Source organism: Aestuariibaculum sediminum, assembly GCF_014596945.1.
Classification (GTDB): Bacteria; Bacteroidota; Bacteroidia; order Flavobacteriales; family Flavobacteriaceae; genus Aestuariibaculum; species Aestuariibaculum sediminum.
Window position 1 is genome coordinate 168,593 of record NZ_JACVXB010000002.1, and the last position, 15,567, is coordinate 184,159.

Annotated in this window: 10 protein-coding genes; 5 read left to right on the forward strand and 5 right to left on the reverse strand. The window is 32.7% G+C overall.

From position 1 onward, the window contains the following. The first annotated feature begins 145 nt into the window (after positions 1–145). Complete coding sequence (locus ICJ83_RS05620; protein WP_188229400.1) at positions 146–2,764, forward strand: sodium:solute symporter family transporter; 2,619 nt, start codon at positions 146–148, stop codon at positions 2,762–2,764. Here ICJ83_RS05620 and ICJ83_RS05625 read toward each other — a convergent pair whose 3' ends face one another. Then, complete coding sequence (locus ICJ83_RS05625; RefSeq protein WP_188229401.1) at positions 2,765–5,197, reverse strand: CehA/McbA family metallohydrolase; 2,433 nt, start codon at positions 5,195–5,197, stop codon at positions 2,765–2,767. Between the two features lie 328 nt (positions 5,198–5,525). Between ICJ83_RS05625 and ICJ83_RS05630 the strand changes: the two genes are divergently transcribed. Then, positions 5,526–6,845 carry a sulfatase family protein gene (locus ICJ83_RS05630; RefSeq protein WP_223154612.1) on the forward strand — a complete coding sequence of 440 codons (1,320 nt, stop codon included), beginning with the start codon at positions 5,526–5,528 and terminating at the stop codon, positions 6,843–6,845. Positions 6,846–7,127: 282 nt separating this feature from the next. Here the strand turns inward: ICJ83_RS05630 and ICJ83_RS05635 are convergent, their stop codons facing one another. Next, the gene (locus tag ICJ83_RS05635) at positions 7,128–7,886 is read right to left on the reverse strand and encodes an NYN domain-containing protein (RefSeq protein WP_223154613.1); all 759 of its coding nucleotides are present in this window, start codon (positions 7,884–7,886) and stop codon (positions 7,128–7,130) included. A gap of 585 nt (positions 7,887–8,471) precedes the next feature. Beyond that, positions 8,472–8,753 carry a hypothetical protein gene (locus ICJ83_RS05640; RefSeq protein WP_188229402.1) on the reverse strand — a complete coding sequence of 94 codons (282 nt, stop codon included), beginning with the start codon at positions 8,751–8,753 and terminating at the stop codon, positions 8,472–8,474. Between the two features lie 195 nt (positions 8,754–8,948). Between ICJ83_RS05640 and ICJ83_RS05645 the strand changes: the two genes are divergently transcribed. Then, positions 8,949–9,809: an HAEPLYID family protein gene (locus tag ICJ83_RS05645; protein WP_188229403.1), complete on the forward strand. Its 861-nt coding sequence runs from the start codon at positions 8,949–8,951 to the stop codon at positions 9,807–9,809. A 434-nt stretch (positions 9,810–10,243) separates the two neighbouring features. Here ICJ83_RS05645 and ICJ83_RS05650 read toward each other — a convergent pair whose 3' ends face one another. Next, a complete protein-coding gene (locus ICJ83_RS05650) occupies positions 10,244–11,656 on the reverse strand; it encodes a hypothetical protein (RefSeq protein ID WP_188229404.1) in 1,413 nt (470 codons plus the stop codon). A gap of 547 nt (positions 11,657–12,203) precedes the next feature. Here ICJ83_RS05650 and ICJ83_RS05655 point away from each other — a divergent pair. Then, positions 12,204–13,121: a hypothetical protein gene (locus tag ICJ83_RS05655; protein WP_188229405.1), complete on the forward strand. Its 918-nt coding sequence runs from the start codon at positions 12,204–12,206 to the stop codon at positions 13,119–13,121. Between the two features lie 225 nt (positions 13,122–13,346). Further along, a complete protein-coding gene (locus tag ICJ83_RS05660) occupies positions 13,347–14,270 on the forward strand; it encodes a DUF6268 family outer membrane beta-barrel protein (protein ID WP_188229406.1) in 924 nt (307 codons plus the stop codon). A gap of 478 nt (positions 14,271–14,748) precedes the next feature. Here ICJ83_RS05660 and ICJ83_RS05665 read toward each other — a convergent pair whose 3' ends face one another. Further along, positions 14,749–15,567 (reverse strand): alpha/beta hydrolase, encoded by an 819-nt coding sequence (locus ICJ83_RS05665; RefSeq protein ID WP_188229407.1) that lies wholly within the window; start codon positions 15,565–15,567, stop codon positions 14,749–14,751.

Genomic DNA, 15,567 nt, shown 5'->3' on the forward strand with positions numbered 1-15,567 from the left:
TATAATTTGTTTTTATTATATAGGTTAATAATAATTAATATGTAATACATAATACATTTATTGAAAAAATACCTATATTAGCACGATTAATAATCTTAGAAAATGGTTTTAATTAACTGTTTTACGATTGTAACTATCCGATGTAATGAAGAAAATTAATAACATACTTGTCTTTTTGGTTATCCTGTCCATAGGTTTAACAGCATCAGGACAAGATGATTCTAAGATAGAACAAACTCAATTACAAGTTTTACCAGCTCAAGTAAAAAATGAATCATCATTAGGTTTTGCCGGTATGATAGGAGGTCGTCATCAAGGTGTTCTTATTGCAGCTGGAGGTGCAAATTTTCCGAATGGTATGCCATGGAAAGGAGGCGCTAAACAATGGAGTCAGAAAATTTATATTTATGAAAATGAAAACTGGCGACTTTCTTCAGAACAATTACCAGAACCAATAGCATATGCGGCATGTGTAACCATAGAAGAAGGGATTTTATGTGTTGGTGGAAATAATCATGAAAAGACAAGTAAAGGTGTGTTTTTAATTAGTTATGATTCTGAAAACCAAAAAGTTCAAATTAAAAAGTTTCCCGATTTACCCAAGCCACTGGCGTTTTCCTCGGCTGTTGTTTCCGATGAATATGTTTACGTGATAGGAGGTAAAAATGAGCGCCAAACGACTAATGCTTTTTACAGATTAAATATAGAGCAGCCAGATAACTGGGAAAGATTAAAAGATTTTCCAGGTCCCCCAAGAGCACTTCATACCTCAGTAATTCAGGAAACTTCTGAAAGTAAAAAGCTGTTCGTTTTTGGTGGTAGAAATGAAATAACAGGACAAAAATCGGAAGCCTTAAGTAGTTATTTGTCTTATGATTTAAAACATAGCAGTTGGAAAGAAGAGGGAGATATTTTAATTGAAAGTCAGCCACGTGTTATTATGGGGGCATCATCTGAAGCACTTGGTTCAATGCATATTTTAATTTATGGCGGAAGTGATGCTCTTTTATTTGATAAACTGGAACATTTAACTCATAAAATACAATCGGTAAAAAATGATTCTATTCGTAATATTTTAAAAATTGAAAGAAACGATATTTTAGATCATCATCCGGGATTTTCGAAGGAGGTTTTAGCCTATAATACTATTACAAAAAAATGGTTTGTATATGCTAAATCCAACACCTCATTTCCGGTAACGGCATTAAGTTTTAAGGATGGAGATGATTTCATTATCGTTTCAGGAGAAATATCCCCCGGAATCAGAACGCCCCAAGTTCAAAGAATAACAGTAAAAGAAACCGCCCATGCTTTTGGAATTGTTAATTACAGCGTATTAATTTTATATCTATTAATTTCAGTTTTAATAGGTGTTTATTTCTCGCGTAAGCAGAATTCTACCGAAGACTATTTTGTTGGAGGAGGACGTATACCCTGGTGGGCTTCAGGCTTGAGTGTTTTCGGTACCTTATTGAGTGCCATCACCTTTATGGCGATTCCTGCTAAATCATTTATAACCGACTGGTCGTTCTTTTTCCTGAATATAGCGGCTATTCTTATTACCCCGATTATCGCGTTTTTGTTTATTCCATTTTTTAATAAACTAAAAATAAAAACAGCCTATGAGTATTTGGAGGATAGATTTAATTATACAGCAAGAGCATTTGGAAGTCTGTCATTTATTATTTTTCAATTGGGACGCATTGGTATAGTGCTACTTTTGCCCTCATTGGCTATTTCCATTGTTACAGGTATACCCGTTGAAATAAGCATTTTAATTATGGGTGTATTGTGCGTTTTTTATACCACTTTTGGTGGTATAGAAGCTGTCATCTGGACTGATGTTATGCAGGTTATTGTTTTAATGGGAGGAAGTATTCTTGCAATAGTCTGGATTATGTTACACACCGAAATGCATTTTGGGGATATGCTTACCTATGCCTCTGAAAGAGATAAATTTAACGTCATGAATATGGATTTCAATTTTAGCGATTCCACGTTTTGGGTCGTTTTAATTGGCGGGTTGGCTTCTGCTATGGTTACTCAAGGAACCGATCAAACCATTGTACAGCGTTATTTAACCAGTTCAAGTATTAAAGATTCCAGAAAAACGTTGTATACCAATGCCGTTTTAACCTTGCCGGCTTCGATAATTTTTTTCGGTATCGGAACGCTATTGTTTATTTTTTACACCGAAATGCCTACAAAATTATCACCCACAATTTCTAATAACGACTCTATTTTTCCGTGGTATATTGTAAAGGAATTACCCGTTGGAGTCTCAGGCTTATTAATTGCAGGTATTTTTTCCGCAGCCATGTCGAGCATTAGCAGTAGTTTGAATTCGGTTTCTACGGCCTATTGTAATGATTTTCACCTGCATTTTAAACCTCATACAGCAGATAAAAACTTGTTAAAAACCGCACGTTTAGTAACTGTTTTAACTGGTGTTATTGGAGTTTTATTAGCACTTTGGATGGCTAACTCTAATATTAAATCGCTTTGGGACCAGTTTTACCGTTTCCTCGGTCTTTTTACAGGTGGTTTAGGGGGCATGTTTTTATTAGGTATGCTTACTAAGAAAGCTAACGCTATTGGCACATTAATTGGACTTGTATTAAGTGCTTTGATAACCTGGTACATAAGTATGTATACCGATATTAACTTTTTAATGTATTCCTTTTTTGGAGTAGTTTCCTGTTTTGTGTTTGGTTATGTTTTTAGTTTACTGTTGAAAGCATCAAAGAAAACAAGTAAATGGTGATTAGTTGTTCTTGCTTTCTGAAATTATATTTTCTAGTTTCAGCCTTGCCTTGGAAAAGTGATCAAGTAAATGGGGTATTTTACTATCGCCATACCCTTGTTTCATGGTCTCCTCCGAGACATTTAATATTTTAAGTAGCTTTTTGGCAGCCTGCATTTTAGCTTCCGGAACGGTACTTCCTTTTTGATGAAACCAAATAGGAGAAGTTTCCGCAAAAGCATAGCTGTCCATCATAGGCCATTTTGATGCGTTACCTGAAACCCTTGCTGTAACCCAGCCACCTTTCGGAATATTAATGGTGCCGGAATAGGTTTGTGTATTACCCCTTTTACTTTTTTTAGTATCGACAACAAGGCCATTAACAAATATCTCGATGCTTTCATATGGAACCGGCGAGTGGACAACCGCCTTCCATTTGGCTTTATTTTTTTTGATATTTACGACATCTCCAACTTCATTGTTTTCTAGAGTTAGTAACAGCTGTGGACCATTACTTATAAAGCTTTTGCCGTTTTTAATAGCATTCAGGCAATTGCTAAGAGTTAAATTTTCATCGGGTTTAATATAAAGTCTTGTTGCACCAATGGCCATAGTTCGATACATATTGTTCATAACATCACTACCGGCTGATAACGCCATTGGGATACCCAAGTTAAGAATTTCATGCCATAATGCCGCTGTACCAATTTCATCGGTCCATAGGCATCCTAATTCTAAAATATCTACTTCTCCCAAAACAGCATCAGCTACAAACCCCACAGGAATGGTTTTTGCTCCTCCTTCTTTGAAAGGGTCTTTTATGGATACCGGATGAACATAACCACCAAGACCACCTTGCTTTCGTGCGAAACGTAAGGCTTCTGCATTAGGTCTGTCGTCTGTTTTATAGATGTCATATCTTGGACCCCAAACCCACGGCCAGAAAAGCGATTTCGTTTTGATAAGATTTAAGTGACCAAAAAAGTGTGAGCGCACTTCTTGACCGAAGGAAATTAAAGGCTTTGCTTCGTTTTCCCAACCAAATAAATCCTGCTCAAGAAACCTGTTTCCCAGATTCGCAACTAATGGAAAGGCCACATCAATGTCTTCAGCTTTAAGATCCAGAAGGATATCTTCAGGAGCTAATTGATTGGTGCCGCCATAATTAAGGTGAAAATGATTATCTAAAGCATACCAACCCGCTTTGTTTGCATCCCAAATTCTCTCTAAATTTAAATCAACACTTGTTGTACCTGCTTTTAATTTAGTTTTTTGAACGTGTTCAACAGTAGAAAAACCACGAACGACATGTATATTTATCAAGCCAACAGGAGCTTCTATTTCAATTTCGCCAGGCGAATAGAAAAAAACAATCCCATGTTGTCCTTCAGAATGAATCATACCCGATTCAGGAATAATGGGATGTCCGTTATTATCTGTAATACTCATTCTAACAGCATCTTTTTTCCCATCTACACGACTGGTGATTTTAAGTTTACCTGTTGGTGTTCCCCAATCCCATTTGCTTATGGATAGTAATTCAGGTGAACCCCCATTCACAGATATTCTTTTAATTTCTGAAACTTGATTATTGTTGTTTTCAGAGAAGTAAACCCAATTTCCGTCATAGCTGAACTTCGGGGATAATGGAAGGCCATTACTTTTTGTTAGAAACATGTTGCTTTCTGGTATATTGATATTTAAAAGTCGAAGCTCATAACCATCACCATGAGGCCAGGTATATGCTAAAGTTGTGTTGTCTTTGGATAACGAAAACGCAATTTGGGACATAAAATTTTCCTGAACCAACGTCGTACTGGAGTTTGTTTCAATATCCAATAACTTTACCGAATCATAGGAAAAACCTGTTTTATGAAGATACACTATTTGATTACCTTTATGTGTAGGAATTGGGAGGCGTTCAAGACTGTTTTCTGTCGTTAGCAAGGCACTTTCCTTGGTTTGAATATTTATTTTCCATAGGTCAAAAGAGCCGTTTTTTGCTGAGGCGTAATATATGAAGTTTCCATCTGCTGAGAATATAGGATCTAAGTCTAAGGCATTGGTGTTCACAAGGGGAGTCTCTGTCATTGAATTAAGGTCGAGAAGAACCAGATTTGTGTCGGATGAGTCATCTCTCACAAAAACGATTTTAGTACCATCAGGCGACCAATTTGGTTTGAAATCCATACCAGAGGAAGTCGTTATCCTTTTAGCATGTCCAGTTTCTAAATTCAACAACCACAACCAACCCTTTGCTGAAAAAGCAACTTGATTTTTCGTAGGAGATGGGGCAGGGTCAGTGGGACCAGTATTTAATACCGGTAATTCATACCCTTCTAAATACACATGATGACCGTACCCATCTACTTTTGGATATCTGTTTGTCCATTGTGCATTAACAGCGTTTGATATTAAAAGAAGTAAACTGAAAATGACAACGAGATTTTTCATGTTATTTAAGTATTAAGTATTATGCGTCACAACAACATTGTCTCACATATAGTTGCGTATTTAAGTACTTAATTTAGTAAATAAAATCCGAATATAAAACCCTGTAGGGTTTTCAGAATTTGGTTAGACAGCATCATTATTTTTAGACAACTACAGCCAAATATGTCAATTTGGTTACACCCTAAGTTAATGATTTCATTATCTGAATTCACCATAATTTATGTTCTTGATGACGTATATAATTCGTTATTGATGATAAACAAATTTTCAATTTTAAATTATGATGAATGAATATGTAATGGTATATGTATTTTGTAAATTGTTGCATATGAATTTCATTATGATTTTAAATAGTTTTAAGTATTTATTAGTGGCAATTTTTATTGGTATAACCAGTATTAAAGCTCAGTCTCAGCAACCAAATATTATTATTTTTTTTACTGATGATCAGGGTTTTGGAGATTTAGGGTGTTATGGGGCCAAGGGATTTGAAACTCCAAATGCAGATAATTTAGCATCGGAAGGCATAAGATTTACCAATTTTTATGTTCCCGCCACGGTTTGCACGCCTTCAAGGGCAGGAATTTTAACAGGTCGCTATCCGAAAAGAAGTGGCCTCCATGAAGCTGTATTATTTCCTTTTTCTGAAAATGGATTGCCACTCCAAGAGTATACAATGGCAGAACTGTTAAAGGATGCAGGATACGAAACTTGGTGTGTAGGGAAATGGCATTTAGGGCATAAAGAAGAGTTTATGCCCAATAATCAGGGTTTTGATGACTTTTTTGGTGTTCCTTATTCTAATGATATGGATAACTATTATTATGCGCGGAGCGATTTTCAAGCACCGCCATTGCCTTTATATAGAAATAAAGTTTTAGTAGAACATGGCCCTAATCAAGAATTTTTAACGACGCGGTATACCGAAGAGTCTATTCATAAAATTAAAAACAGAGACCCCAATAAGCCTTTCTTATTGTATCTGGCGCATAATATGCCTCATGTACCATTACATGTTTCACCAAAGTTTAAAGGTAAGAGTACTTTAGGTTTGTACGGTGATGTGATTATGGAGCTAGACTGGAGTATCGGTGAAATTGTTAATACTTTAAAGGCAGAAGGAATTTACGACAACACTATATTTATATTAACTTCAGATAATGGCCCCGATTTAGGATCGGCGGGACCTTTAAGAGGCAAAAAGGCGCAAACATGGGAAGGAGGACAGCGTGTGCCAGGAATTGTGGTATGGCCTAAAAAGATACCAAAAAATGAAGAATGTAAAGAACCATTAAGTACTTTGGATCTTTTTCCAACTTTAGCAAGATTTGCAGGTGCGCATATTCCAGATAACCTTATATTAGATGGAAAAGATGTGGGGGCGTTATGGTTAAATCCTAAGACCGAAAAACTAAAAGCACGACCTTTTTTTTACTACGCCAGAAATGGTGGGCTAGAAGCTGTTCGTTATGGTAAATGGAAACTTCATATAAAAAAATCCATGGGTTGGGACCAAATCAAGCTAGGGGACTTTGAATTAGCTTTATATAATTTAGAAAATGATATAAGTGAGCTAAACAATGTTGCTGAAAAACATCCTGGACTTGTAAAAAAACTAAAATCACTCATTAATGAACATGCTATATAAAGATCTAGTTTTTGAAATCAAGTTTAAAGCTCTGATTAAATTCTTATTCTTCATGGTATTTCTAAAGTTTAAGAAATTAAGACGGACGTTTCACAAGTTATAACTATTCAGATATTGATAACAAGTTAAGCTCGTTCATTCCAAAAAGGGTTCGAAGCAACTTACGGGATAATGAATAAAAGATGAGTAATTGGTTTATATTTAATTCGGTACGTTTAAAAAATAAAAAACAAGTATAGTTAAAAGAATAAATTATAGATTCTATAATTCGTCTATGCTTACTTATGATTTTTTAACTTTTGTTATGTGTTTGTCTTTAATTCTTACGAATATTAATTTGTGTCTGCTTTTCGGAGTTTCACGTTGTTCAATTTCAAATTTGTCAATTGATTTTATTAAGGGGGTGAGTTTTTCAAATCCATAATTTCTTGAGTCAAAGTTGGGGCGTTTCTTTTGTAGTAAACTTCCAACGTCTCCAAGAAACGCCCAGCCATCATCATCAGACAAATCTTTGATTGTAGCTGACATTAAATTAATTTCTTTTTTTGTTATTTTATCTATTGCTGGCAGATTCGATTCTTTATCTTCGGCTTTTTCTTCCGACTGTTTCTCTAAAATTTCGATATAAATAAATTTATCGCACGCAACAATAAATGGATTAGGAGTCTTGATTTCCCCAATACCTATTACTTGCATTCCTGCTTCCCGAAGTCTTGTCGCTAAACGCGTAAAGTCGCTATCGCTGGAAACTAGGCAAAATCCATCCACTTTTCCACTGTAAAGGATGTCCATGGCATCTATAATCATGGCAGAATCAGTTGCATTTTTACCAGTTGTATATCCGTATTGTTGAATTGGAGTAATCGCGTTTTCTAAAAGCAGATTTTTCCATTTGGTTAAACCAGGCCTTGTCCAATCTCCATATATTCTTTTTATTGTTGGATTTCCATATTTGGCAATTTCTTCCATCATTTCTTTGACGTGAGCCGAAGGTATATTGTCTCCGTCAATCAAGACAGCCATATTTGAATTTATTTTCATTTAATCATTTTTATTTAATGCATATAAGATTTTGTAGCTATAGTTAATGATTTCAGGCAAATCCTTTAGCGAAGAATAAATTATAGCTGTTGTGTTTATTGAATATCACTCAAATATAGTTTAAATTTTTAAGTACTACATGAAAGTTATCATTGTTAAAAATATAAAGCCAAAATTTATTTTCAAGTTCCCATAAGTTAATATGCTAAAATTAACGAGCAACGAAGGTGAGTATAATAATCTATTATACTAAAATGTTATAGATATATTGTTTCTAACGTCCTCACGGGAGATCCTCATAAATTAATTATACTCGGTTTACAGTGGATTAGTCCTGTGGATAATTTCAAAACGAAATCATAACTATTAGATTTTATTACGACATGGTTATTTTATTAAATAAAAATCCTAGATGATAAATATGGAGGGTAACAATGAATTTAAAACAATGCTAGTTTTAGTTACCCCAATGTTAGTTGCTTTGTTTTACAGTTGTTGATATTCTTTTGGAAAATACCAGTAATTCAGCAACTTTTTATTAAAAAAAAGGGTTGATAGACATTTAGGAAAAACGATAAAAGAACGTTAACTTTGAACCGTGTTTAGTAAAATAAGAAATAGCGTTTTTACAAAATTCCTATGGACACTAATGGGATAATATCTGCTTAACATAAGTGTTGACGCCGCAGACCCAAACCCGGAACATATTCCTGAAGATTTATCTTTTAATGACCAAGAAAGCATTATTGAAATTGTTCTTGAAAAAGTATTAGGTTTTGAAGATGCTGTTAGAGAATATGATGACCACGATGCAGAAGACCATGATCGAAAAACAAATGTTAAAATTGATTTAACAACTTTTTTCATAGTTGATAATAACCTAAGTCAATCATTGATTGAAACATCAAAACACAATTTTCCCGATTATTCATCCAATTTGACAAACGGCTTTCAAAAGCTCGATATTCCACCACCTAGGATTTGATTTGTTTTACAACTTGACTAATTCTCACCTATTCAATAATAGTGGGAGTATTTCCTAATGCAAAAAAATAAATCAAAATGAATTTAAAAAAATTATTGATGTTGATACTACTATTAGTATCTTCATCATATGCCATTGCCCAAATTACAAAGGCCAAAAAAGACAGTATTTATATACAACAAGTAGAAGACCATAAAGAGCCTGACAAAGTATTACATGCAGAACCACTTTATATTGACCTAATACGTGATTTAGGAGCGAGAAAGGGGGAAAAAGAGTGGAACATTGGTCTGGGATTAACAGACAACTTAAAATTTGATGCGTATGAAGCTCTAATTGAATATGAATGGGCACCTATTAACAGATTAGGATTTGAAATCGAGCTACCATTCACTTTTTATTCCCCTCAAAGTGGTATAAGTCGAGAATCTACTCCTTCAAATAGTTTAAATAGTATTAAAATAGCCACTCAATGGTCATTCTTTGTTAGCGAGCCAATGGCAACATCGATGGCAATTGGATATATTAACGAGTTTGAATTATCGGATTTCAGAAGCTTTGGAAATCCTTTTATTAAAGGGAATATTTATAACCCGTTTTTAGTTGTTGCAAAACGTTGGGGAAACAACTTTCATTCGTTGATCTATACAGGCCCAATGATTGAGCAAAACTTTAACACAAATAAATTCCACACTACTTTCGACATAAACACAAGTTTTCATTACATGGTTACAGGGACAAGGAACTTTATTGGTGTCGAATTTAATAAGACCTTTAATAATGCCGACTTTGATATGACATTACGGCCACAAATGCGTTTAGGTGTAGCTGAGAACTTATTAATTGGAATTGTGGCAGGAATTCCTGTTTGCAGAGAAAACGAAAGATTTAGCTCTTTTGTAAGATTGATATGGGAACCTAAACACAAGCATAATTAAAAGAATAAGGCAACCAAAAATGTATAAAAAAATAGCGGTTTAGGTACAAAGCTAAACCGCTATTGCTTATAATTTAGCACATTGCTTCTCGAAATATTAACGGATAACAAACCGATACATTTCACCTATTAAACATATTAAAACATTCTGACTCGTCCGAAAATAAGGCAGTATAATTTTAATAATTATGTGAAAAATATCAATGTAATTAGACGCTAAAGCGATGTGTTTAAATTAAAAATTTTATGCGAATTTACTACTAAAAAACGCAATAAAAACCATTCAATTAATCTATTCGATTACTCATAAAATGCAAATAAAGTAAATTGCTTATCTCGTTTTTCGTATTATAAAATGGCAAAAGAAAATCCAAGATTATGTTTTCTTCATCACATAAAATTTCAGCCATCATAAAAACTTTAAACTTTTTTTGATTACATATTCCCAATTCCAAAAAACAAAAAAATTAAGGTTTCAATACACATTTTTTCAGACTCAGCAGAATAATCATTTGGCAAATAAATCGGATACCATTCTACTGTTTTCGTTTTTTCCAACGAAGACTTACTTAATTTAACACCACTAACAATTTTTTTATTTTTAGACAAGGTCTCGTCAGATATGGATCGATTATCGGGATTTAAGTTATCGACGACCATGGCCCCTAATAAGTCTTCTCCACTTATAACCTCAATAATCCCGAGGCTTTCATTATATTCGGCAAATATGGGGCTTTCAAATAATTCTCCCACTATTCGGTGTTTTTGTTCAATACCTAAAGAGTTTTTAATTTGAAAACCGTTAAAACTATTAAAAGCTTTTTTCGTCTTTTCGGTGGAATATACTATTTCTTCCTGTGTATAAACAAAATACCCTATTTGTTTGTCTTTACTATATATCTCAGCTATTAAAGGGTCTAAAATTCTTTGTGAAAAGTCTTCATCGCTAAAAGTCGAACTACTTTCAATCTCAATCCATTTGAGCAATATACCTAGTTCATCTCCGTCAGAAAAAATGAGCCTCCCTGTCTTCTCATAATCGATCATATTTTCAGTAACTACTTCAATACCTGTTGTTTGAGAAAATAATCCGGCAAGAACCCCTGAAAATGACGGTTTGGGAAATTCCCAACTCAACTTTTCATTAAATCGTAATGCTATAACTGTATCAACAGGTGATTCTAATTGAGCCGCAAAATTGCCAGCAACACGCCATCTTCCATCTATCTTGAGTATATGTCGGGTGGATTCCCTAAAAAGTGCTTGTGCTTTTCTTTCTTGTTCATCTAAAGAGCCGATAACAATGACTTCATTGGAAGATGGTAAAACGCCCAAAGATTCTTGTAGCATTCGAATAAAAATATCTCGAAATTGATCTGGTTCAAGCCATTTTCTTGTAGTGAGGTAACCTGACGCATTGAAATATTCAAGTTCGTGTACAACTTCCTTTGCTAGTATTTCTTTCCCTGCCTTTTTAATAACTATGTTGAACTTCCATAAAATTGAATATCCCACAGTCCCTCTGGTAATAAAAGAATATATCCCCACTTCATAGTCATTTTTCGGATTTGTCTTAGGTAGTTTAACTTTTTGATTTCCAAACCCGTTAATTATTTTATAGGAAACATTTTCGGGAAGTTTAATTTCCGTTAACCCAAGGTAATGGGATAGCTCATGCTTTGTAGCATTAAAAATAGTGTCTCGTACTTCATCATATAGGAAAAAGTTTGGAAACTTGGTTTCATCTACCCATCGCAAGTCGTGCCTAAAAACAACGATTTCTGCCTGCTGAGCATAACCAACAAAAGATAGTAAAACCTTCAAAAAGCATAGCGATAATATTTTCATCTGTGTTGAATATTTTAGATTAATATTAATACAAAAGGTTACTTAAGGTTATGCTTTTTTCTTGCTTACCCCAATTTAAACATCATTTCTAGAAGCGGGAAATACAAGATATTAAAAAATCATTTAATAAGTAATAAGATTTTTAACCGAAACCAATTTATTTGTGCAATAATTTAAAGAATAATAAACTTTTAATTATTCCAAATAATTTAATATAATGAGTTCTAGAATAGGTTGTTATGTGTTTTTGTTAATGCAATATAACCTATTTTAGCAACCCGTTTTAGGATTCGATTAATAAACCAATATTTTGTATTTTAGGATACGGAATTTACCAAACATAATCGTTAGATGTCATTCGCTAAACAATATAAATAAAAAGCCTACTCACAATAATAGCTATAATTGAGCTTGGCGATGTTGAAAAAACCGAAAGTAAAAACTATATTTAAACTGATTTCTATTCGGAATAGTCCTGCGGACGATTTCACACCAAAACTACAGTCAAACTTTTGGCAAATTTTTAAAATGTAAAGTCAGTTAAAAAATGAAAAGGAAAATATTGTTTATTGCTTTGTTAGCATATTCTATCAATAACTACTCCCAAATTAGGAATAAAACTGATTTACAAAATAGGGCTTCGGAAGCAATTTCTGATCGGATATACATGGAGAAAAAAAGCAGCTATTTCACTAAACAAGAATACTCGCTAATTTCTTATAAAGAAAAACAATTATTTCAAAACCTATCTAAACCTGATGAAAAAAGTGATTTGTCGCAATACTTAGCCCAACATATAACCCAAAAGGATTTAAATAAAATTGACTTTAATAAAATAAAAGCTTCTTATAAATTAAATACAGATCCATTTAAATCAAATTTCTTTGATTATACAATAAGGTTAACCTTCCAGATTAATGAAAAAGATAAATATCGTAATGTATCTGTAAATACAGGAAATTTGGAACTTAATAAAAAAATAAAAGATATTTTTATTCATTATCCGTTAGATAAATTAAAGATTACTAATAAAAACCGCACAGGAATAAATAGCGTTCAATTATTTACCCGAAAGAACAAACAGGCTATAATAATGGCTAGCACAAACATTGTATGTGATGAACTTCCGATATTTAAAGGTTGCTCACCTGAAGAGCGTCATACCAAACGTTCGAGCTGTAATTACAAATGTTTAAAAGACTTTATCCTAAATAATATTGCTCTTAGTACTATTGAAAAACAAAAAAAGAGAGGTGAAATAAGAGTTTACCCAAGATTCTCAATTGATACGAACGGAAGTGTATTTAAAATAAATTCTCTAGCTCCTAATAAAATTATAAAAATGGAAATTGACAGGATTATTAAATCAATTAATTATAAAATAATACCTGCCAAAAGAAACGGTATTCCTGTTGATTATTATTATAACACAGAATTTTTATTTGTAATCGAAAAACAGAAATAAATACATTTACTTATAACGTCTAAAAATGATTGCCGGAATCTTACTTACGTGGAAAATTCTACGGAAATTCCTTTTGTTCGTTACATTTTTAGAAAGTTAATTGTTGGTACAAATAATAAATCATATACATGCCTTCGGGTTTAATGCTGCAAATCTATATAATATTGAAAAATTAATTTTTTAAAGTCAAAAAACAAGTAATCTGACAAATTCAAAAAAGTTAATATGAAAAGAATTTTAGTTATATTATTGGTTATTGGGTCGGTGTCATTGGCTAATGCTCAAGAGACATTTGATATTTTAACAATATCTCGACATTTTGGTACACCACAACCTTTTGAATCCGAATCTACTTATACCGGAAAAACAACAGAAAGAGGAACCATGGTTAATTTAGTTGTTCCAATCGCATTGAACGAAAAACAAATTTGGTATAATAGTGCCAACTATATGCATTGGAATGTCAATAATGATATTGAGATGGCTGATCATATTGCTAACCCAATTAATGTTTATGGACTTATTTTAAGAACAGGATTGATTCAGAAACTTTCAAATGGCAATTCTATTCAGGTAGTTTTTATTCCCAGGCTAATGACTGATTTCAAAAATATAGATAATAAACACTTCCAATTTGGAGGGACATTTATTTATGAAAAAATGTATCACCAAAGATTAAAAATCGGTTATGGAGTATTGTATAACCAGGAAGTATTTGGTCCTAATGTTACTCCTTTATTGAACCTTGAATGGAAAATTTCTGAAAGATGGTCTATGTCAGGATTACTTCCTATTTACTCTAAAGTTAAATACAAAGTAAACGAAAAAATAAATTTGGGAATACAACATTTCGGATTGGTAACTTCCTATCGTTTAGGAAAAGAAGCTTATCAGAAAGATTATATAGAAAGAAAAAGCATTGAGTTAGGTTTGTTTTTTAGGTATAAAATTGTGGATGGAATTCATTTAGAAGGTAGATATGGGTATTCTTTAGGAAGAAGCTACAATCAGTATAGTCAAGATGATAAAATTGATCTAGCATTACCACTTGTAACAATTGGAGATGATAGAACTCAATTAAATAAAAACTCTAATTTTAGTAATGGAACATATGCTAATGTAAGATTGGTGTACGCAATTAAATTGTAAAAGGATTTGTTAAGTTATAAAAATTTATTTAGTAAAATAAGAAAGCACTAAAACCATACAGTTCATAATTTCTAATTTTTTTGGTATTAACAATATGATCAGTTTATCCGATTCATTTAGTTAAATTGTTGCTTTTGAAGCGATTAAATTTTGTGTCGACAGCAGGACACGATCCCGCGACCTCCGGGTTATGAACTCAACAGTCGTGTTCAGCAAAACACATTTACTGGGGTTCCCAAGCTATATTTTTATAAAATCGTATGCAAAACCGTATGCAGATTTAACCTCTGGGTTAAATAAATAATTTAAGGCAATTTAATAAAAAAAGATTCCGTTGCATAGAAATTTTTTAAAATTTCGTAGCAGGAATCATTAAACAATTATTTAAATAAACTACAATTAATGCTAAAGAATACAATTATTCGATTTACGAATGTATTTAATAATTGTATTTTTTAGTTTAATTTTTATCTTGCAGTTACTTATATTTTTTTTTGAAGAAATTATTAAAAAAAATAAATTGATATTGTATTGAATTAGACCAATATTCCCAATTGTGTTTTCCTGGTCGTACTATATAATCATGCGGGATTTCATTATCTACAAGTTTTTGATGAAACCTTTCATTAGCATCATAGAAAAAATCATCTGTACCACAGTCAAATATGAGTTTTAAATTATTGTTATCCAATAGGTGTAGCATATTGATTACCGTATTTTCTTCCCATAATTCAGTGTTTAGAGAATATTTTCCTAAGCGAAGGCTTATATCCCAGTTATTAGGAAAAGGTCTTATATCTAAACCTCCACTCATACTTCCTGCAGCCCCCCATATGTCTTGGTGCTTAAATGAAAGGTAAAATGCCCCATGACCACCCATACTTAACCCAGTTATTGCTCTGCCTGTTCTGTTGGGTATAGTTTTATATTTTTTATCAATAAAGCTTATTAATTCATAGGTGACATAAGTTTCATATTTTATATCCTCTTGTATCGGACTGTCAAAATACCAACTTGTGTAACCGCCGTCTGGACACACAATAATCATACTATATTTATCTGCAAATTTTTCTAATTGAGGAAAATTAGTTAACCATGATTTGTAATCGTCCGTAGCTCCGTGAAGAAGATATAAAACCGGAAATTTTTTTTGTGTTGTGTATTTATTAGGTAAAATTACAATGTTGGATATTGTTTTATTCATTGAAGGACTTTCAATTAATAGAGTATCTATATGAGAAGCAAAACTTAAAGTAGAATTTAGTAATACAAAAAATACAATAAAAATGAATTTCAT

Bases quoted from the DNA above. Each gene is read 5' to 3' on its own strand.
- ICJ83_RS05660 (WP_188229406.1), top strand. From the start codon at position 13,347: ATGAAAAGAATTTTAGTTATATTATTGGTTATTGGGTCGGTGTCATTG.
- ICJ83_RS05665 (WP_188229407.1), bottom strand. From the start codon at position 15,567: ATGAAATTCATTTTTATTGTATTTTTTGTATTACTAAATTCTACTTTA.
- ICJ83_RS05640 (WP_188229402.1), bottom strand. From the start codon at position 8,753: ATGAAAAAAGTTGTTAAATCAATTTTAACATTTGTTTTTCGATCATGG.
- ICJ83_RS05655 (WP_188229405.1), top strand. From the start codon at position 12,204: ATGAAAAGGAAAATATTGTTTATTGCTTTGTTAGCATATTCTATCAAT.
- ICJ83_RS05635 (WP_223154613.1), bottom strand. From the start codon at position 7,886: ATGAAAATAAATTCAAATATGGCTGTCTTGATTGACGGAGACAATATA.
- ICJ83_RS05650 (WP_188229404.1), bottom strand. From the start codon at position 11,656: ATGAAAATATTATCGCTATGCTTTTTGAAGGTTTTACTATCTTTTGTT.
- ICJ83_RS05630 (WP_223154612.1), top strand. From the start codon at position 5,526: ATGAATTTCATTATGATTTTAAATAGTTTTAAGTATTTATTAGTGGCA.
- ICJ83_RS05620 (WP_188229400.1), top strand. From the start codon at position 146: ATGAAGAAAATTAATAACATACTTGTCTTTTTGGTTATCCTGTCCATA.
- ICJ83_RS05645 (WP_188229403.1), top strand. From the start codon at position 8,949: ATGAATTTAAAAAAATTATTGATGTTGATACTACTATTAGTATCTTCA.
- ICJ83_RS05625 (WP_188229401.1), bottom strand. From the start codon at position 5,197: ATGAAAAATCTCGTTGTCATTTTCAGTTTACTTCTTTTAATATCAAAC.